This is a genomic window from Lacicoccus kunmingensis DSM 17847, from assembly GCF_059568765.1.
The window spans coordinates 56,975-76,212 of sequence record NZ_JCANUC010000010.1 but is presented as its reverse complement, the minus strand read 5'-3'; the positions used below and the strand labels follow the sequence as shown (position 1 = coordinate 76,212).

21 protein-coding genes are annotated in these 19,238 nt (G+C 46.0%); 6 read left to right on the top strand and 15 right to left on the bottom strand.

Features of this window, described 5'->3' with window-relative positions:
• Nucleotides 1-186: 186 nt before the first annotated feature.
• The 10 genes from BO48_RS10670 to BO48_RS10625 all read right to left on the bottom strand — a co-directional run bounded on the left by BO48_RS10670 (nt 187) and on the right by BO48_RS10625 (nt 11,608).
• Entirely contained in the window at nt 187-1,386 is a 1,200-nt protein-coding gene (locus tag BO48_RS10670) for a CamS family sex pheromone protein (protein WP_496367451.1), read from the bottom strand.
• A gap of 5 nt (nt 1,387-1,391) precedes the next feature.
• Nucleotides 1,392-3,359, bottom strand: a complete 1,968-nt coding sequence (gene ligA, locus BO48_RS10665) for an NAD-dependent DNA ligase LigA (RefSeq protein WP_496367450.1) — start codon at nt 3,357-3,359, stop codon at nt 1,392-1,394.
• Between the two features lie 7 nt (nt 3,360-3,366).
• Complete coding sequence (gene pcrA / locus BO48_RS10660; protein ID WP_496367483.1) at nt 3,367-5,562, bottom strand: DNA helicase PcrA; 2,196 nt, start codon at nt 5,560-5,562, stop codon at nt 3,367-3,369.
• A 1-nt stretch (nt 5,563) separates the two neighbouring features.
• Entirely contained in the window at nt 5,564-6,232 is a 669-nt protein-coding gene (gene pcrB, locus BO48_RS10655; RefSeq protein ID WP_496367449.1) for a heptaprenylglyceryl phosphate synthase, read from the bottom strand.
• A 130-nt stretch (nt 6,233-6,362) separates the two neighbouring features.
• Nucleotides 6,363-7,049: a M15 family metallopeptidase gene (locus BO48_RS10650; RefSeq protein WP_496367448.1), complete on the bottom strand. Its 687-nt coding sequence runs from the start codon at nt 7,047-7,049 to the stop codon at nt 6,363-6,365.
• Between the two features lie 19 nt (nt 7,050-7,068).
• Nucleotides 7,069-8,364, bottom strand: a complete 1,296-nt coding sequence (gene purB, locus BO48_RS10645) for an adenylosuccinate lyase (protein ID WP_496367447.1) — start codon at nt 8,362-8,364, stop codon at nt 7,069-7,071.
• A gap of 121 nt (nt 8,365-8,485) precedes the next feature.
• Complete coding sequence (locus tag BO48_RS10640; protein WP_496367446.1) at nt 8,486-8,680, bottom strand: NETI motif-containing protein; 195 nt, start codon at nt 8,678-8,680, stop codon at nt 8,486-8,488.
• The gene (locus tag BO48_RS10635; protein ID WP_496367482.1) at nt 8,649-9,287 is read right to left on the bottom strand and encodes a DUF2179 domain-containing protein; all 639 of its coding nucleotides are present in this window, start codon (nt 9,285-9,287) and stop codon (nt 8,649-8,651) included. Before BO48_RS10635 ends, BO48_RS10640 begins: the two co-directional genes overlap by 32 nt.
• 34 nt (nt 9,288-9,321) lie before the next feature.
• A complete protein-coding gene (gene nadE / locus BO48_RS10630) occupies nt 9,322-10,149 on the bottom strand; it encodes an NAD(+) synthase (RefSeq protein ID WP_496367445.1) in 828 nt (275 codons plus the stop codon).
• A 7-nt stretch (nt 10,150-10,156) separates the two neighbouring features.
• A complete protein-coding gene (locus BO48_RS10625; RefSeq protein WP_496367444.1) occupies nt 10,157-11,608 on the bottom strand; it encodes a nicotinate phosphoribosyltransferase in 1,452 nt (483 codons plus the stop codon).
• 106 nt (nt 11,609-11,714) lie between these two features.
• Between BO48_RS10625 and BO48_RS10620 the strand changes: the two genes are divergently transcribed.
• From BO48_RS10620 to BO48_RS10610, 3 genes are read left to right on the top strand one after another with little or no spacing between them, the layout of a single operon-like run.
• On the top strand, nt 11,715-12,899 hold the full coding sequence (locus BO48_RS10620) for an MFS transporter (protein ID WP_496367443.1): 1,185 nt from the start codon (nt 11,715-11,717) through the stop codon (nt 12,897-12,899).
• Between the two features lie 4 nt (nt 12,900-12,903).
• The gene (locus BO48_RS10615; RefSeq protein WP_496367442.1) at nt 12,904-13,455 is read left to right on the top strand and encodes a cysteine hydrolase family protein; all 552 of its coding nucleotides are present in this window, start codon (nt 12,904-12,906) and stop codon (nt 13,453-13,455) included.
• 55 nt (nt 13,456-13,510) lie between these two features.
• A complete protein-coding gene (locus BO48_RS10610; RefSeq protein ID WP_496367481.1) occupies nt 13,511-14,434 on the top strand; it encodes a manganese-dependent inorganic pyrophosphatase in 924 nt (307 codons plus the stop codon).
• Between the two features lie 267 nt (nt 14,435-14,701).
• Here BO48_RS10610 and BO48_RS10605 read toward each other — a convergent pair whose 3' ends face one another.
• The gene (locus tag BO48_RS10605; protein ID WP_496367441.1) at nt 14,702-14,986 is read right to left on the bottom strand and encodes an alpha-amylase; all 285 of its coding nucleotides are present in this window, start codon (nt 14,984-14,986) and stop codon (nt 14,702-14,704) included.
• Nucleotides 14,987-15,122: 136 nt separating this feature from the next.
• Between BO48_RS10605 and BO48_RS10600 the strand changes: the two genes are divergently transcribed.
• Entirely contained in the window at nt 15,123-15,500 is a 378-nt protein-coding gene (locus BO48_RS10600; RefSeq protein WP_496367440.1) for a YolD-like family protein, read from the top strand.
• On the opposite strand, the gene BO48_RS10595 is transcribed toward BO48_RS10600, so the two are convergent.
• Both BO48_RS10595 and rpmG read right to left on the bottom strand, forming a co-directional pair.
• Nucleotides 15,495-16,376, bottom strand: coding sequence for a bifunctional 5,10-methylenetetrahydrofolate dehydrogenase/5,10-methenyltetrahydrofolate cyclohydrolase (locus BO48_RS10595; protein WP_496367439.1), 882 nt, complete (start codon nt 16,374-16,376; stop codon nt 15,495-15,497). The genes BO48_RS10600 and BO48_RS10595 overlap by 6 nt on opposite strands.
• Before the next feature lie 166 nt (nt 16,377-16,542).
• Nucleotides 16,543-16,692 (bottom strand): 50S ribosomal protein L33, encoded by a 150-nt coding sequence (gene rpmG / locus BO48_RS10590; RefSeq protein ID WP_082238318.1) that lies wholly within the window; start codon nt 16,690-16,692, stop codon nt 16,543-16,545.
• Between the two features lie 250 nt (nt 16,693-16,942).
• Here rpmG and BO48_RS10585 point away from each other — a divergent pair, with 250 nt between their 5' ends.
• On the top strand, nt 16,943-17,914 hold the full coding sequence (locus tag BO48_RS10585) for a metal ABC transporter solute-binding protein, Zn/Mn family (protein ID WP_496367438.1): 972 nt from the start codon (nt 16,943-16,945) through the stop codon (nt 17,912-17,914).
• 56 nt (nt 17,915-17,970) lie between these two features.
• Here BO48_RS10585 and BO48_RS10580 read toward each other — a convergent pair whose 3' ends face one another.
• On the bottom strand, nt 17,971-18,144 hold the full coding sequence (locus BO48_RS10580; RefSeq protein ID WP_496367437.1) for a hypothetical protein: 174 nt from the start codon (nt 18,142-18,144) through the stop codon (nt 17,971-17,973).
• A gap of 163 nt (nt 18,145-18,307) precedes the next feature.
• The gene (locus tag BO48_RS10575) at nt 18,308-18,706 is read right to left on the bottom strand and encodes a secondary thiamine-phosphate synthase enzyme YjbQ (RefSeq protein WP_496367436.1); all 399 of its coding nucleotides are present in this window, start codon (nt 18,704-18,706) and stop codon (nt 18,308-18,310) included.
• A gap of 72 nt (nt 18,707-18,778) precedes the next feature.
• Between BO48_RS10575 and BO48_RS10570 the strand changes: the two genes are divergently transcribed.
• Complete coding sequence (locus BO48_RS10570; protein ID WP_496367435.1) at nt 18,779-19,195, top strand: DUF2188 domain-containing protein; 417 nt, start codon at nt 18,779-18,781, stop codon at nt 19,193-19,195.
• The last annotated feature ends 43 nt before the right edge of the window (nt 19,196-19,238 follow it).

Here is a 19,238-nt window from a genome sequence, read left to right as displayed (position 1 = left end):
CGTGCCGTCGTTTTCCCGCGAAGGCACGGCAATCCTTTTCTCGTGCCGTCGTTTCCCAGCGAAGGCACGGCAATCCCCTTCTCGTGCCGTCGTTTTCCCGCGAAGGCACGGGTCGCGCGTCCTACCACAATATCCAGACACGAAAATACCCGCCGGTCGTACGACCGGCGGGCGCCTGTAAGCAGTTTATTCGTAAATATGGGTGTTGATTTCGTCGTTTTCATCTTTTGTGATGAGGGCATAAGTTTCGTTCTTATCCTCGATTGAAACTTCGACTCTGGAGCCGGAGAAGTGTTCGCCCATCAGACCTTCAACGTATTGTGTGAGACCGATGATTTCACCCTGGCTTGTGTACTGCACGGGCACTTCAATCGTCAGGGATTCCAGTGAGCCGTCTATAAATCTGCCGTAGCCGACGGATGTTGTGAAGTTATCAAAGTATGAGGACAGGTTTCTGTTGAACAGCTGGTAATCGCTGTTGACCTGTTCACTGACTTCCCTGCCTTCTGACGACGGGAACATCACGTACTCTTCATCCACTTCCGTAAATGAGGATAATTCATCCTCGCCGCCTTCAGCAACTGCATATGATATGAAATTGCCTGGTGTGATTGATGTATCTGTCGACTGGACAAATATACCGAATGTAATCGTCTGATCGCTGTACTGCTCGTTTGCTCTCAGTCTCTCGAGTATTTCATTGGCCATCAGCTGGCCCTGCCGCTCCACTTCATCGGCATCGAGACTTTTCGAATAGGTCGTCCCGTATTCTTCACGCTGATAATAGTGTGTACTGTTCATCGCGAGCCCGATTGTAATGCCGTCGAGCGTCGTATTCCCTTCCTCATCCTGCGTCAGATAATTCTGTTCCAAAATGTGTGAAAGGTAGAGCGGCGCTTCTTCGGCAATTCTTTCCGGGTCTGTCAGTCCTTCCGTTGAAGGGTTCAGCCCGAGGTTGCTGAAGGCATTGCTGTCGTTGAGTTCATCATCCGACATTTCTTCGATCTCTTCACGCGTGTACTCCCTGCCGAGAAAACCTCTGACCATATCTTCAGTGAATATCTGACCTTCACGGAATACATATTCATCTGTCGAGAAGACATTTTTACTGATATCAAAGAGCCCTTTTTCAAACGCTTCGATATTATAGCTTGAAACCATATTGCTGCTCGTCAGCCCTCTTGAAGGTGAAATCTCATATGGTATGACAGTTTGATAATGGTCTTGTTCATCATTACTGTTTGTCACTGTTTCTTCGCGTTCGGCAGTCGGTACTCTTGTAATATTCTCGTCTTCCTCTGTCGTCTCATCACTGATCTCCTGCACGTCCGATCCACAGGCGGCGAGCACAAAAACCATGAATATCAATAGCGATTTAAATTTCATAATGATTACTCCATATTTTCAATAAATTCATTCTCATTCCATATTGTAACATCCAAGGATTGCGCCTTTTCCAATTTACTGCCCGCATCCTCTCCGGCAACGACAACATCTGTATTTTTGGATACACTGCCCGTCACTTTTCCGCCGGCATTTTCAATCATGGCTTTCGCCTCGTTACGTGTCAGCTGCTCAAGCTTTCCGGTGAGAACGAACGTCATTCCATCGAAAGTGGCCGTTTCAGGCACAACCACTTCTTCAGTCATGTTCACACCGTATCTTTTCAGTTTCGCAATCAGTTCCTGGAAGTCCGGATTATGTGTGTAGGTAACGATGGATTTCGCTATCTTTTCACCGATTTCAGGTATTTGAATAAAGTCCGCTTCTTCTTTTGAAATGATTGTATCGATATCTTTGAACGCTTCTGCAATCAGTGTTGATGCTTTCGCTCCGAGGAAACGGATGCCGAGACCGATCAGCACTTTGCTCAAGTCATTTTCTTTCGATGCTTCGATGGCATTCAATAAATTCGTGACTTTCTTATCACCCATCCGTTCAAGTTCAATCAGATCGTCGTATTTCAATGTATATAAATCACTGATGTCTTTAATCAGTTCCGCATCATACAGCTGCTTGACGACTTTTTCGCCGAGACCGTCGATGTTCATCGCACCGCGGGATACAAAATAGATGATGCCTTCAACAAGCTGCGCCGGACAACCCGGGTTGATGCAGCGGATGGCGACTTCTTCTTCCAGCTTGACCGTTTCATGCCCGCAGCTCGGACATGTCGTCGGGGCCTTATATACTTGCTGGTCTGTCCTCGCATCCATAATTACGCTGACGACTTCCGGGATGATGTCACCCGCTTTCCTGATGATGACTTTATCGTTAATGCGGATATCTTTCTCCTCAATCATTTCATGGTTGTGAAGTGACGCCCTTGCGACCGTTGTACCGTCAACTTTTACCGGTGTCAGCATCGCAGTCGGTGTAATGACACCTGTCCGGCCGACGGTCAGCTCGATGTCTTCAATTTCAGTGACAACTTCTTCTGCCGGAAACTTATATGCTACCGCCCATCTCGGCGAGCGTACCGTGTAGCCCAGCTGTTCCTGTGTTTCAAGATCGTTCACTTTAATGACGATGCCGTCGATATCATAATCGAGTGCTGCACGGTGCGTCGTCCAGTGGTCGATATACTCTATTACTTCATCGATACTGCCGACTTTTCTGCGCTCTTTATTCGTCTTGAAACCGAGATCGTCCAGCGCACGGAGCGCCTCGTCCTGTGTGTCTGCGTCAAGTCCTGTCAGGTCGTTCACACTGTACAGGAATATCGACAGATGGCGTTCTGCCGCAAGTCTCGAATCCAGCTGTCTGAGCGAGCCTGCAGCCGCGTTACGGGGGTTTTGGAACAGGGCCTTGCCCTTTTCTGCGCGGGCATCGTTCAGACGCTGGAAGGACGGTTTCGGCATATATGCTTCACCGCGCACTTCGAAAGACATCGGCTCTTTCAGCGTCAGCGGTATTGCTCTGATGGTCCGGAGGTTTGTCGTGATATTCTCACCCACCGTACCGTCGCCGCGGGTCGCCCCCTGGACGAATACGCCGTCCACATATTTCAAGGAGACCGCGAGACCGTCGATTTTCAGCTCACAGACATATTCGACTTCACCGACGTTGTCTCTGACCCGTTTATCAAACGCTCGGAGTTCCTCTTCGTTGAACGCATTGCCGAGACTCAGCATCGGCGTATCATGGGCCACTTTTACAAAGCGGTCGAGAATTTCCCCGCCGACTCTGACCGTCGGCGAAGTTTCTGTTTTATATTCCGGATATTCTGTTTCCAGCTCGATCAATTCACGGAGTAATTTATCAAATTCACTGTCCGGAACAGTCGGCGCATCCAGCACATGATATTCGTAATTATAGCGATTCAGCCGCTCCTGCAATGATTTTATTTTCTCTTCCATGAATCATCTACTCCTTTTTTTCTAACGGTGCAAAGTTGGCAAGCAGACGCTTCGGCCCTTCTTTGGTGAATATGATATCAAGTTCTTTGGAATCGCCCTCGCCCTTAATATTCGAAATGATGCCGTCTCCGAATTTCTTGTGGCCGACTTTGTCACCGACTTTGAAAGTCACGCCGCTGTTATCCGTAAGGACCGTCGGCGTTCTGCGATGCGGACGGCTGCTCTTTTTCGCAAATGGATTTTGAGTTTTCCTTGAATCGATTTCCACCACTTCACCGTCGATCAGTTCAGACGGAATCTCTTTTAAAAACCGGCTTTCGACGTTGCTCTCTATTTTACCGTAGATCATGCGTGAATCGGCTCTTGAAAGGAACAGCTGGTCTTCGGCACGTGTCAGTGCAACATACATCAGGCGGCGTTCCTCTTCCAGTTCATCTTCGTCGAACATCACTCTCTGTGACGGGAAAATTCCTTCTTCAAGCCCGACGATGAAGATCACTTTGAATTCCAGACCTTTTGAGGCGTGCATCGTCATCAGAGTGACCCCCGAGTCCGCTTCTACGCTGTCCTGGTCGGATACGAGCGCCATGTCACTTAAGAAGTTGAACAAAAGTTCATCCGACACATCGTTATCATTGTCGAATTCTCTCGTAACCGTCTTGAACTCTTCCAAGTTTTCTATACGGCTCGTCGATTCCAGCGTATCTTCTTTTTCAAGCACGCTGATATATCCTGTATCTTCAAGCACTTCATCCACAAGTTCGGTAATGGACAGATACTTTGATTTTTCCCGCAGATTTTCAATCATCTCTTCAAGCTTCATCAATGTCAGTATCGCGCCTTTTGGAATGCCGGTGAAATCTGCTTCCTTGATGGCGTCATACATGCTCAGTCCATTGATGCTGCCGTAGTTGAGCAGTTTTTCGACCGTCTTCTGACCGATGCCCCGCTTCGGCGTATTGATGATGCGTTCAAAACTGATGTCGTCATGCGGATTCTGAATGACTTTCAAATAGCTCATCAGATCTTTTATTTCCATACGGCTGTAGAACTTCATGCCGCCGATCATCTTATACGGAACGCTCCCTTTGACGAATGCATCCTCGACTGCACGTGACTGTGAGTTCGCACGGTACAGAACAGCCATGTCACCGTATGAATACTCGCTTGAAAGGTCCATGACGTGCCTTAAGATTTCCTGGCCTTCTGCACGCTCGGAATCAGCCAGGATGGTCTTTATTTTCTTACCGCCCTGGCGTACGGTGCGCAGGTCCTTCGGTTTTCTTGATGTGTTGTTGCCGATGACAGCGTTCGCTGCATCCAGAATCGTTTTCGTCGAACGGTAGTTCTGTTCAAGGAAGATCACTTTCGCATCTTTATAATCGTTTTCGAAATTCAGGATGTTTTCAATATTTGCACCGCGGAATTTATAGATCGACTGGTCGGAGTCACCGACGACACAGATGTTGCGGAATTTTTGCGACAGCAGGTTCACCAGTTCATACTGCGCTTCGTTCGTATCCTGATACTCGTCGACATGGATGTATTGGAAACGGTTCTGGTAGTAGTCGAGCACCTGCGGTTCCTTTTTGAACAGTTCGATCGTCAGCATGATGAGGTCGTCAAAATCGAGTGAACTGTTGCGGTAAAGTATTTCCTGATAATCTTTGTATATCTGACTGTACAGGTCGTCTGAAAAGCCCACAGATTCAGACATGGCTTCCGCCGGATCAATCAGCTGGTTTTTCTTATCCGATATGTAGGACAGTATCTTTCTCGGGTGATGCTGCTTCGTATCCAGGTTTCTGTTTTTCAAAATGCCTTTGACGACCGAATTCTGGTCTGTCGGGTCCAGGATTGAAAAACTGTTTTCATATCCGAGATGGTTGATATCACGGCGCAGTATTCTGACACACATCGAGTGGAAGGTTGAAATCCATATTTTGTTCGCATCATCCGCGTTTGGAATGAGTGCATGCACGCGGTCCTTCATTTCCCGTGCCGCCTTATTTGTAAAAGTGATGGCCAGCACGTTGTACGGCGGCACACCCTTTTCAGCCAAAAGATATGCGATGCGGTGTGTCAGTACGCGTGTCTTGCCACTGCCCGCCCCCGCCATGATCAGGAGCGGCCCTTCCGTATGCTGGATTGCTGCTTTTTGTTCTTTATTCATCAATGATAAATCCATTTTTAAAAACTCCATTTTATTTAATGATTGTACGAAGCGCCTTTTTAACGTCTTCATGAATGATGTTGCCGACGACTATCGTATCGGCATACTGTGACATTTCCTTTGCCTGTTCCTTTGATGAGATGCCGCCGCCGTAAATGACATGCGTGTTATCCGTATGCTGACTCACGATATCCATCATCTCCGGATCGCCGTACATACCACTGTACTCTATATACACATACTCCGCTTTGTACAGCTTATCTATCATGTCGATATAGTGCGGCAGTTCGTCTGCTGTGACCGGCTTCGCCTCAGCCTTTTCAAATGCTTTGCAGTCTTCATTCATAATGATGTAAGGCAGCATTGAAATGTCCTCATAGTCTATCAGGTGGCTGTACTCCCGAAGCGCTTCCAGCATCAGGCCGTGCTGCCATCTGATATTTGAAGTATTGAAGACGCTCGGAATAAAGTAATGATCGAATCCGGGCATGACCGCATCCTTGTTGGTCACTTCGAGAGCGACGGATTTTGAAAACCGCCTGACTCTGGATAATGCATTCAAAACATTATCCTCGGTCACGTTATCCGTACCGCCGACCAGAATCAGATTCGTGTCGGATTCTGCAATCTTTTCCAGGTCTTCATCCGTTATTTCCTTCGCGGGATCCAATTTGAATATATGCTTTGCATCTTTTAACATATTAAAAACTCCCAATAAATTTCATAAAAATATTATATCATTTTCACGGGCATCTTTTTATTAATTATATGTGAATTCGTCAAATTATATAAAAAACGTCATGATAAGAATGACTTATCATGACGCCGGTTCAATCGATCCCCAAATACTCTTCAAGGACCAGCTCCTGTGCATATATTTCTGTTGCCGCTTTTTCGCCGACATATCTGATATGCCACGGCTCATAGCCGAGGCCGGTAATGTCTTCCTTGCCTTCCTGATAACGGATGATGAAGCCGTACTCATGCGCAACATCTTTCATCCATTCATAGTCAGGCGTTTCACCGAACGGAATTGCAGCGGTCGAGGCGCTTTCCACCGAACCGATATCCACTGCAAGACCCGACTGATGCTCGGAATGTCCTGCCTGCAGCGTACGGAGATCCGCCGCTTCCTGTCCGAGTGTCTCTACAAAATGATCATACACTTCCACCTGGTCCTGATACGAACGGAACCCGCTGACGATGACGAGGTCAAACCCTTCCGCCGCCGCATCCTCGATCAGTTCGGTATATGCTTCGATGACTTCCGGTTCGACACCCGGATTGTAGTCGGCCGGCAGACCGTATTCTTCATTGACGATCAAAATATCATTGATATACGTGACGCCGTCCACATCTCTCCATGTCGGTACGGCAAGCTCACTGACATCGTATGCTTCGATGGTCTTGCTGAAAGCGTCGAACGGCGCATCGGACGGCTCCGCTTCTCCGTTCCCGCAGCCTGCAACCACCAGGAGCATTGTCACGATTAAAAGTACACGAGTTGTAAAATTCACATTCACACCTCTTTTTATTTTACTCGAGGCCTGCACGTCTGAAGATGACGTCAACACGCTGCAGGTGATGGTTTTCATCGAACAGACCGTCTATCTCTTCCTGGGCCAGCACTTCAGTGATCCGTTCATCTGCTGAAATCAGTTCCTTGAACGGCACTTTTGTCTCCCATGATTCCATCGCCTTCGGTTGGACGAGGTCGTACGCCTCTTCTCTCGCAAGTCCTTTATCGATCATCGTCAGCATGACGCGTTGTGAGTAGACGAGGCCGAACGTCTTATCAATATTGTTTTTCATATTGTCTTCAAACACCGTCAGGTTTTTAACGAGGTTTGTAAATCTGTTCAACATATAGTTCAGAGCAATTGTCACGTCCGGCAGCATGATACGCTCCGCCGATGAATGGGAAATATCCCTTTCATGCCAGAGCGGCACATTTTCATACGCTGTTGAAATGTAGCCGCGGATGACGCGTGCAAGACCGGTTACGTTCTCACTGCCGATCGGATTCCGTTTATGCGGCATTGCGCTGGAACCTTTCTGGCCTTTGCCGAACGACTCTTCCACTTCACGTGTTTCCGTCTTCTGGAGGCCTCTGATTTCCACTGCAAATTTTTCGATTGACGTCGCGATCAGTGCAAGCACGCTGATGTAATGGGCATGACGGTCACGCTGCAGCGTCTGCGTGGACACTTCTGCAAAATCGAGGCCGAGATGCTCACATACATACTCTTCCACTTCAGGCGGGATGTTTGCGAATGTACCGACAGCGCCGCTCATTTTGCCCACTTCGATTTCTTCCCTTACCGCTTTGAAACGCTTCAGGTTGCGTTTCATTTCCATATACCATAAAGCGAGTTTGACCCCGAACGTCGTCGGCTCCGCATGCACGCCGTGCGTACGTCCCATCATCAATGTCGTCTTATGTTCTTTTGCACGCTCGCCGAGCACTTCGATGAAACGTTCAATATCTTTTTCAATCACTTCATTCGCCTGTTTGATTATGTAGTTCTGCGCCGTATCCACGACATCCGTCGAAGTCAGTCCGTAGTGCACCCATTTTTTCTCTTCGCCGAGTGTCTCCGACACCTGTCTTGTAAATGCGACGACATCATGACGCGTCTCCGCTTCTATTTCAAGTATGCGGTCCACATCGATCTTCGCATTCGGCCGGATGTTTTTCACTTCATCTTTAGGGATGATGCCGAGTGCCGCCCATGCTTCCGCCGCCAGAATCTCAACTTCCAGCCAGGCTTTATATTTATTTTCATCTGTCCAGATTGCTGCCATTTCATCTCTCGTATAACGTGAAATCATAAACGCTCGCTCCTTAAATTTTTATGCCCTTTTATTATAACAGAAAATAAAGTGCTTCTTCCCGTCCGTTCAATCATTTCTGTAAAACAACATAAAAAAAGCCGGAAATCATTCCCGGCTTCTAATCTTCGATACGTCTGCCCTCAAACTCTATCTGCTGATGGCTGACGGCGCGTGTACCGTTCTCTTCTTTGAAAACGGGCACTTCAGAACGTCTGACCGGCGTATAGCCTTCAGCTTTCATTCTCGCCAGGCAGTCGCTGATCGATTCATTTTCTTCAACTTTAAATTTTTTCTTCTTTTTTGGATTCGCCATTTGCTTCAGCCATTTCCTCTTCATATATTTCTTCTAAAACTTCTTCGACATTTTCCGGTTCATAATTCGCAACTTTTCGACTGCTGACACCTTTCGTCCAGAAACCGCCGCTGATTGTTTTTGTCTCGTAGGCGACGATAAATGCCTTCTCATCCAGTTCTCTGACTGTCTCAATCAGTTTATTCTGATACCGCCTCGGCGTTAAGATCTGCATCGTCGTCCGCTCGCCGTCACGGCCGTACGCAGTGCCGTGCGTCACACCGTACCCCAAAACTCTCAGCTGGTCCGGAAGGTCCCGGTCGCGTTCTGCCGTCGTCACATTGACAACCATATAACCGAGCGCAAGCTTCTCTTCAATTTTCAGGCCCATCAGAATGCCGGCACCAAAGCCGAGTGCATATGCAATGATATTCACCGGCTGATCCAGGTTATCGAGCACCAGTCCGAGCCCGATGATATAAACCAGTGTTTCCAAAATACTGACGGAGGCTGCCATATATCTGTAGCCTTTCGTCAGGGCGACGGTGCGTAAAGTCATGAAGCTGACGTAAAATATATTGATGACAAATATGACAATGACCATCAATATGACACTTTGTGAAATCATTTCGAACATCTTTCATTTTCCTTCCGGTTATAATTTAATTTTTATATGAATGATACCGGTTGTATGGAAGCACACGCTTGTGCTCGGTTTTATCATACCAGTTGATGATCGTTTCATAATCTTTATCATTGATGTCTTTACCTTCCAGGAAGTCATCAATCGCATCATACTCGACACCGAGCGCCTCTTCGTCGCTCAGCATCGGACGGTCGCTCTCAAGGTCCGCCGTCGGCACTTTCTTATACAGATGTTCAGGCGCACCCAGATGTTTTAATATTGCCTGGCCCTGACGCTTGTTCAGGCCGAAGAGTGGTGCGATATCACATGCGCCGTCACCGTGTTTTGTATAAAAACCGGTCAATGCTTCGGCTGCATGGTCGGCCCCGAGCACGATGCCCTCTGTCGCAGCTGCCACGGCATACTGTGCTTTCATTCTTTCACGCGCCTTTTCATTGCCTTTGATGAAATCGGACAGTTCATAGCCCGCTGCCTTCAATCCATCGACACTTGCATCCACCGATGCTTTGATGTTTATTTTTTCGACGGATGTCGGGCGGATGAATCGGACCGCATCAATCGCGTCCTGTTTGTCCGCCTGTTCGCCGTACGGCAGGTTCAGTGCGTGGAACGAATACTTTTCCTCACTTTGTTCCTCGTTCAGTTCATCGACTGCCAGCTGGGCCATTTTCCCGAGCAGAGTCGAGTCCTGCCCGCCCGATATGCCGAGCACCATGGATTTCAGGAAAAGGTGGCCCTTCATATAGTCTTTGATGAAATCAATGATTTCCCTCGCTTCTTCTTCAGGGGAAATCTCGCTTTTGGCATGCAGTGCATTTATAATCTCCTGCTGACGTGGTCTCATATTACTATCACTCCATTTTTTTATTGCTTGCGTCCTCGATCAGATCCTGTTTAATCTGCCACAATTTTCTCGACAGGTCGACAGGATACTCCTCCGGATTCAAGAAACGCTTATATTCCTCCCATAAAATGGCGAGGTTGTTGTCGAGGCGTTCCTTTATCTCTTCCACTGTATTGGATTTATAAACTAATTTACCCTCTGTAAAGATATCTTTCAGCAATTCCACTTTGTCGAATGAGTAGATCAGCTTGCGCTTGATCGTATGCACAGGGTGGAACATGAGCAGCGGTTCATCGGTATTCAGCTCTTCGCTGTACTCCGTAATATACTCGCCTTCGCTCATGCCGGTCTGTCTGTTGATGATACGATAAACATTTTTCTTCGCCGGTGTCGTCATTTTCTCGACGTTGCCGGAAATTTTTATACGGTCTTCAAATTCGCCGTCTTTATTTTCAACCGCAACCAGTTTGTATACCGCACCGAGCGCCGGCTGGTCGTACGCCGTAATCAATTTCGTCCCGATACCCCAGCTGTCCACTTTCGCACCCTGGGTCTGAAGCGACAGGATCGTCACTTCATCGAGGTCGTTCGATACGATGATTTTCGCTTCCGGGAAGCCGGCCTCATCCAGCATTTCACGTGCTTTTTTGGACAGGTATGCGATATCACCGGAGTCGAGCCGGATACCGATAAAGTTAATTTCGTCCCCCATCTCGCGCGCCACTCTGATGGCGTTCGGCACACCGGATTTCAATGTATCAAATGTATCCACTAAGAAAACACAGTCTTCGTGAGTCGTCGCGTAGGCTTTGAATGCTTCATAATCATCGCCGTAAGCCTGGATCATCGAATGCGCGTGCGTGCCGCTCGGCGGCAGGTCGAACAGCTTGGCGGCTCTGACGTTACTCGTGCCGTCGAAGCCGCCGATAATGGCCGCCCTTGCACCCCAGATGGCTGCATCGAATTCATGTGCGCGTCTCGAGCCGAATTCCATCAGCTGTTCATTCGGCGTAATCTGACGGATACGGCTCGCCTTCGTCGCAATCAGCGTCTGATAGTTGACGATGTTCAGGAGTGCCGTTTCAATGAGCTGTGCTTCTGCGAGCGGCGCTTCCACCTGCACAAGCGGCATATTATTGAAAACGACCTGTCCCTCTTCAACTGCGCGCAGATTTCCTGTGAACTTCAAACCTTTCAGATAACCTAAGAAGTCCTCACTATATTCCTGTGACCTCAGGTATTCTATATCCGAATCCGTAAATCGCAAGTTTGAAAGATAATCGATGATTCTTTCCAGACCTGCAAAAACGGCGTATCCGTTTTCAAAAGGCATCCTTCTGAAATAAAGATCGAATATAGCCGTGCGGTTATGGATGTTCTGATTGTAATAGACTTCTGCCATATTAATCTGGTATAAATCTGTATGAAGCATAAAACTGTCGTCCTCATATTGGTACATTATTGGGTCCACCCTTTCTATTTCTTACGTATATCAGTTATAATTCAATCATAATTATTTTACCACAGGATAATAAGATTAGAACATTCTAACATCGGAGGTTTGCATGGATACAAACGGTTTCAAAAGAAAATTCATTATCCTATCCATTATAGTATGTATTTCCGGTTTTTCCCAAGGGCTGCTTCTGCCTTTGATTTCATTCATATTTGAAGATCGCGGCATATCACCGACATTAAGCGGTCTGCATGCTTCCGGCCTGTACATCGGTGTGTTTGTATCCGCGCTGTTCATCGAAGCACCGCTCAGAAAATACGGCTACCTGCCGATGATCGTCATCGGCGGCGCAACGGTCGGCGTGTCGCTGTTTTTATTCCCGTTCTTTGAAAATATATGGTTCTGGTTTGTCCTCCGTCTTGTGATCGGTGTTGCTGACAACGTTCTGCATTTCAGTACACAGACGTGGCTGATCCAGTCGACACCGCCGAAACAGATGGGCAAGATCATTGCATTTTACGGTCTGTTCTTCTCCTTCGGTTTCATGATCGGTCCAAAAGTCAGTGAACTGGTCGTCTTCAATGAATCACTGCCGTTCATCGTCTCTGCGGCTCTGACCATGATTGCCTGGCCGCTGATTTTCCTTCTGCCGGGTGCCCGGGAAGAGAAACCGGTCGATGCCGGTGTGCCGAGCAATTTCTTCAACACTTTGAAAAACTTCAAGGCCGTCATCATTACAAGCTGGGCATGTTTTCTCATGCCGATGCTGTTCGGTATTTTCGAAGGTTCCCTGAACACGAACTTCCCGGTCTATGCGCTCAGAAATGATTTTGAAGTATCCGAAGTGACATGGATACTGCCGATGTTTTCTTTCGGCGCAATACTCCTCCAGGTGCCGATCGGCAGCTTCGGCGACAAAGTCGGCCGGAGCAGGCTCATCAGTGTACTGCTCCTGCTTGGACTCGGCACATTTCTGTTGATGGAAATCTTCAGCGGCTCATTCATCATGCTGATGGTTTTATTTGTACTGGCGGGTATTTTTGTCGGTTCGATGTATTCGCTCGGCATCAGTTATATGGCGGATATGACTCCGGACTATAACCTTCCGGCGGGCAATCTGATTGCCGGCATGTTTTTCAGTATTGGCAGCATACTCGGTCCCGTCATCGGCGGTGCTGTCATTACCGGAACAGACGGCGGCATGTACTTTTTCTTCTTCGTCATAGCGATTTTGGCGGTCTTTATTTTAAATGTAATTTTTGTAATTTCAAAAAGAAACTATGTAAAGGAATGATTTTATGAAGAAAGCACTTTTAGTCATCGACTACTCTTACGACTTTGTGGCACTAGACGGAAAACTGACTGCGGGGGAACCTGCAATCGCACTTGAAGATAGTATTGCCGACAGAATGGATGCGGCAAATAAAAATGGCGAAGAAATATTTTTCATGATGGATCTGCATTACGAGAATGACACGCATCACCCGGAACACAAGCTGTTTCCGCCGCACAATATTAAAGGGACGCCGGGCCGTGAGCTGTACGGCAAGGTTTTGGACATATATAAAGACATCGAAGGACAGGATAATGTATTTTTCCTGGATAAGACACGCTACAGCGCGTTCAGCGGCACGCCGCTCCATCACCTCCTCAAGGAACGCGGCATCGATACGGTTGTGCTCACCGGTGTCGTGACGGATATCTGCATCATGCACACCGCGGTCGACGCCTACAACCTGGGTTATAACATCATCGTCCCTGAATCATGTGTCGCATCGTTCAACCCCGACGGCCATAAAGTGAGCCTCGCGCACTTTAAAAATACTTTAGGTGCAACAGTTGAACCATAGCAAGTCCATGTTTCTAATGTTAAAATAAAATTATCATACATTGAAAAGGAGTTTCATAATGGCAGTTAAAATTTTTGGACACCAAAACCCGGATACGGATACAATCACCTCTGCAATCGTACTTGCAGATATTGAAACTAAATTGGGCAACGAAGTGGTTGCGACGCGTCTTGGCGAAGTCAACGCAGAAACACAATATGCACTGGACCACTTCAAAGTCGGCGCCCCTGAGCTGATTGAAAGTGTCCGCGAAGGCGATGACGTCATCCTGGTCGATCATAATGAATTCCAGCAGTCCGCCAAAGACATCGGACAGGCAAATATTTTAAAAGTTGTGGACCACCACCGTATTGCAAATTTCCAGACAGAATCACCACTCTACTACAGAGCGGAGCCTGTAGGCTGTACAGCGACAATCCTCCACAAAATGTATAAGGAAAATGACCTTGAAATCAGCCGCGAAATGGCCGGACTCATGTTATCCGCCATCATTTCCGATACGCTGCTCTATAAATCACCGACGACGACCGATGAAGATATCGCAGCAGGTGAAGCACTGCAGAAAATCGCTGAAGTGAATGCTGAAGAGTACGGTATTGAAATGCTGAAAGCAGGCGCTTCAACTAAAGAAAAATCTGCTGAAGCACTCATTACAGATGATGCGAAATCATTTGAAATGGGTCCTAAAACGACCCGCATTGCACAGATCAACGTTGTGGATGTGGAAGAAGTTTTGGCGCGTAAATCTGAATTGACTGACGCAGTGGAAAAAGAAATCGAAGCTGAAGGATATGACCTGTTCGTCCTCGTCATCACAAACATTTTGGAATCCGATTCAACAGTCATCGCACTCGGATCAGATGCCAATGTCGTTGAAAAAGCATTCGACGTATCACTCGATGAGGATACAGCATTATTAGAAGGTGTCGTTTCCCGTAAAAAACAAGTCGTGCCGAACATTACGAAGGCGCTTGGATAAGAAATCATTTAAGGTTTGAAGACCGGGCAGAATTGGCGATTGCCACGTTCTGTCCGTTTTTTATGGGCATTCGGAGGGAAATGGCGTCGGTCTTGTTCCCCGCCCTGCATAAACCTCTACTGAAACGACAAAAAAGAAGCCGATGCTCGGCTTCTTTTTTACATTGGAAGGCTATTTCCAAATAATAGTTGAAAGAATGAAAAAATGGTATGTCAATAATATAACATCAATTGTCAGAAAAAAACAATCTATTTTGAAAAGTTTTTATTATTCTATAATCCTGGTTAAAATACTGGTTCTTCCAGCCCCCAGTTTTTCTTCGGAACACTCTCCTGAAATCTCATATTCATAGTTTTCCATGGCGTTGCTGAAAGATACTTCATCTATGTAATTCGTCAGTCCCGCCTCTTCAAAACACGCCGGATGGACAGTGACCTGCAAAGTGTGATCGACGATGACTCTTTCTGTGTCGCCTGTTTCGGGTGCGAGTGGTAAAACGAGTATTAAAACCACAGCGGCCAATAAAATGATTAATGCGATTAACTTCTTCATACCGTCACCTTTTTCTGATTGCTACATATATTTTAACATGAATTTTCTATAGGTAAATAAAACCCGCCTCTTGATTAATAGAACATATGTTCGTATAATGTGGTTACTTGGGAAATATGAGAGAGAGGGAATTGTGATGGATTATCGTGATATACCGAGAGAATCGCTGAATTCAAATATTCCACAGGGCCGTGGCATGATCAAATGGGCCCCGTTCGCCACGATGCCGGAACAATTTGAAAATGTCCGGAAGCTGCAGGAGGATCAGGTAAAAATCGAACGTCACGAACTGTCCGATGATCGTCTCGACGAAATTGACCGTACATTAAAAAAAGCACTTGCCTTAAAAAGACAAGTGCGGATTGAATATTATTATGACGGCCACCGTTTTTCTGTGCGTCTGAAAGTCATCTCCGTCGACATATGGAGTATGATTGTCGTCGGTCAGAAAAATGATGACGAAGAGATGGTTTTCATCTCTTTCATGGATGTTTTAAATATTATTATGCTATGACAACTGCTTATCCAGGAACAGCACCGGCTCTTTTTGATAATCAGTCGCAAGCATCAGGTGATATGCAAGAACAGTCGTTGTGATTGCACCAATACCGCCCGGAACCGGCGTGATATATGATGTTTTATCTTTCACTGCATCGTAGTTTACGTCTCCGACAAGCTTGCCTTCATCATTGAAGTTGATACCCACATCGACAACGATTGCACCCTCTTTTACGTGCGCCTCATCAATCAGGTTTACAGCACCTGCGGCACTGACGATGATATCCGCATTTTCACATTTCGCTTTCAGATCATCCGTGTACAGGTTACATGTCGTTACTGTCGCTTCCTGGTTCATCATCAGGATGGAGAGTGGCTTGCCGACAACCGCACTTGCACCGACAACAGTTACATTTTTACCTTTTAAGTCGATATCATAAAACTTCAGCATTTCCATCACTGCAGCCGGTGTACACGGCTCAAGACGGTTGTCTTCTTTCGCGATGAGTTTGCCCAGGTTATCCGGCGTCATACCGTCGATATCTTTGACCGGATTCATGATTTCAACTACACGCTTCATATCAATGTGTTCCGGTATCGGCTGAAGCAGCAGAATACCGTTAATATCATAGTCTTCATTGATTTCTCTGAAACGGCTCAGGAAAGCTCTTGCCGAAACATCGTTCGGGAAAGAGAAACGCTCTGTCTCGATACCCAGTTTTTCAAATCGTTTCACTGCCGCATTTTCATAAGAAATCGAGTCGGAAAGGTCCCCCACTCTGACAAAAGCGACTTTAGGCGTAATGCCGAGTGTGTGGGATTTCTCGACAACCTCTCTGATCTCTTCTGATAAATGAGCGGCTACCTTCTTACCATCCAGTATTGTAGTCATTTTTAGTACTCCTTTTTTCAATCGTTATTTTAAGTCAATTGTATCATATATATACAACATTCATATCAAAAACCATGCAGCCGGGACAACTTTCGGCTCAGTCGGATTTTATTCATAAAAAAAGATACAAAATCTAAATATTTAGACTTTGTACCTTCCAAAGTGATTACTTTGTTTCACGGTGTAACGTGTATTTGTTTGATCTTGGGCAATATTTGTTCATTTCAATACGCTCAGGATTGTTTCTTTTGTTTTTAGTTGAAATGTAGTTGCGGTCACCACATTCTGTACATGCTAAAGTAACATTTACTCTCATCAATATTCCCTCCTATATAGTTATTTAACGTGAGGTCTGTCTCCTAATCAACTGGCCAGTTGATCATCTAAATCACTAGATGATTGGTATGTTTTTAAGACCCTCATTTTAGTCACCAATCTATTCTACATTCTTTACAATAAATTTTCAACTGATAATATTAATATTTTATAAATAAAGATTGATTAATCGTAACTGTTACGATATAATTTTAAAACGTAATGATTCTCATTTAAAGGAGCCCTACATAGTGAACAACTTTTTAAAAGTGCTGACACCAATTGTACTATTAATATTCCTTGCCGCATGCAGTAATGAAGACGGCGGCAACCAGGAGACCAATGATAATATTGAAATTTACACGACCGTTTTTCCATTGAAAAGTTTTGCAGAACAGATTGGCGGTGACACTGTCGACGCCTACACCATCTATCCGAAAGGTGTCGATGTCCATACTTATGAGCCGACCCAGAAAGATATGATCGATTTTGCCGAAGGCGATCTCTTCATATATACATCGGATGAATTCGACCCGGTTGCCGGCAGCATCAAAAATGCAGTGGGCGAACACAGCGACTTTCTGCCGGCCGCAAATAACATTGAAGAAGATAATCTGATGGCACACGACCATGAACATGATGCACACGCGGAAGATGAACACGAAGAACACGAGGAGCAAGAACACGAAGGCCACGACCACGGTTCCACAGACCCCCACGTCTGGCTGGACCCGGTTCTCGCACAGTCCATGGCTGAACAGATTAAAGACAAGCTCATCGAACTGGACCCGGACGAAGCGTCAACTTATGAAGAAAACTACGAAACGCTTGCCGCCGACCTCGGCGCGCTCGATGAAGAATTCACGCAGGTGACAGAAGACACCGTCCGTGACAGCGTGTACATTTCCCATGAATCCATCGGCTATCTCTCTGACAGATACCATTTCGAACAGGTCGCAATCAACGGGCTGAACAATGATGAGCCGAGCCAACAGGATTTGACCAAAATCGTCGACAGCATCGAAGAGCAGAATATCAAATATATACTCCATGAACAAAACGTCACATCAAGCATCACAGACACCATCCAGAACTCAACGCAGACAGAACCGCTTGAATTCCATAACCTTGCAGTGCTGACGGATGAAGACGATGAGGATGCCACTTATCAGTCCATCATGCGAGAAAATATTTCTGTGCTTGATAAAGCTCTGAACGATTAATAAAGAAAACCGTACACTGAAGTGATGTCCTCTCACTCCGGCGCACGGTTTTCTTTTTATTGATTGAATTTAAGCCCTTCTCTTTTCAGCTGTTCTGTGAACTCTTTGATTTCATCCACATCTTTTTTCAGAAGGAATACGATGATTGCGATTCCGACTGCTAAAATCGCCAGTCCGATGATGAATAATTTGAACACGAGTCCAATCAATCCTTTAATAAAGTCCCACATAGTTAAATGCCTCCTATATAAATATTAATTTTGTAAAGATAAAGTAAAAAAGTTGTAGACAATTGTTCGAATCAGAGATAAAATGTAAATAGTTACATAGATATTTCCTAATATATCTACCTGCACTTTCCTCCTAAGAGAGTGCAGGCCTTTTTTATGTCTATCACCCTTCAATCACTTTGAAATAAACTTTTCTTACCCTCGGCCCGTCAAACTCCGCAAAATACAGGCTTTGCCATGTACCGTAAATGATCTCACCGCCGTCAACAATCAGAGTTTCACTCGCGCCGACAAGTGATGATTTCATATGCGAGTCCGAATTTCCTTCCGCATGCTGATATTCTTTTTTATTGTCAAAAGTCTGTTCCATCCCGTAAACAAGATCTTTAGTAACGTCCGGATCTGCATTTTCATTAATCGTAATCCCAGCAGTGGTGTGCGGCGTAAAAACTGTGATGATGCCATCCGTCATTCCGCTTTTCTGCAATGCTTCCGATGCCAGGTGGTCAATATTGACGTAAGTGTTCCTTGCGGCTGTTTCAACATTGAAAGTAAAAAGCATGTCGGCCTCCTCAATTAGAACTTATCTATTCGGGTATAATAATACTAGAATATTCAAAAGGAGTGTACTAACTTGGCTTATACTATGAATGATTATCCGGATTCACTGAAAAATCTGGAACGTTTGGAACGCAGAAAAGCGATTGATATCATCAATGCGATGCTCGAAGACGGCTACGATGAGAACCGTGCGATTCCGATCGGCACTGAACAGGCACAGGAGTGGTACAAAAACGCATCAGATGACGACCTGAAGAAGTTGGAGAATAAAGATCTCCAAAAGCATGACGACGATGACGACAGCCGCGGGCCGGAACTGATAGATAATGATGTCGAGGTATACTTTGAAGAAGACGAATGGAAAGTGAAAACCGTCGGTGCCAAACAGGCGAGCGCCACTTATGATAAAAAGACAGATGCGGAGAAGAGAGCGAAAGAAATTACTGACAACCGCGGTACAAACGTAAAAGTTCATAATAAAAATGATTAGTAAAAAAAGCACTCAGTTTCTGAGTGCTTTTCTTTGTGAGGGG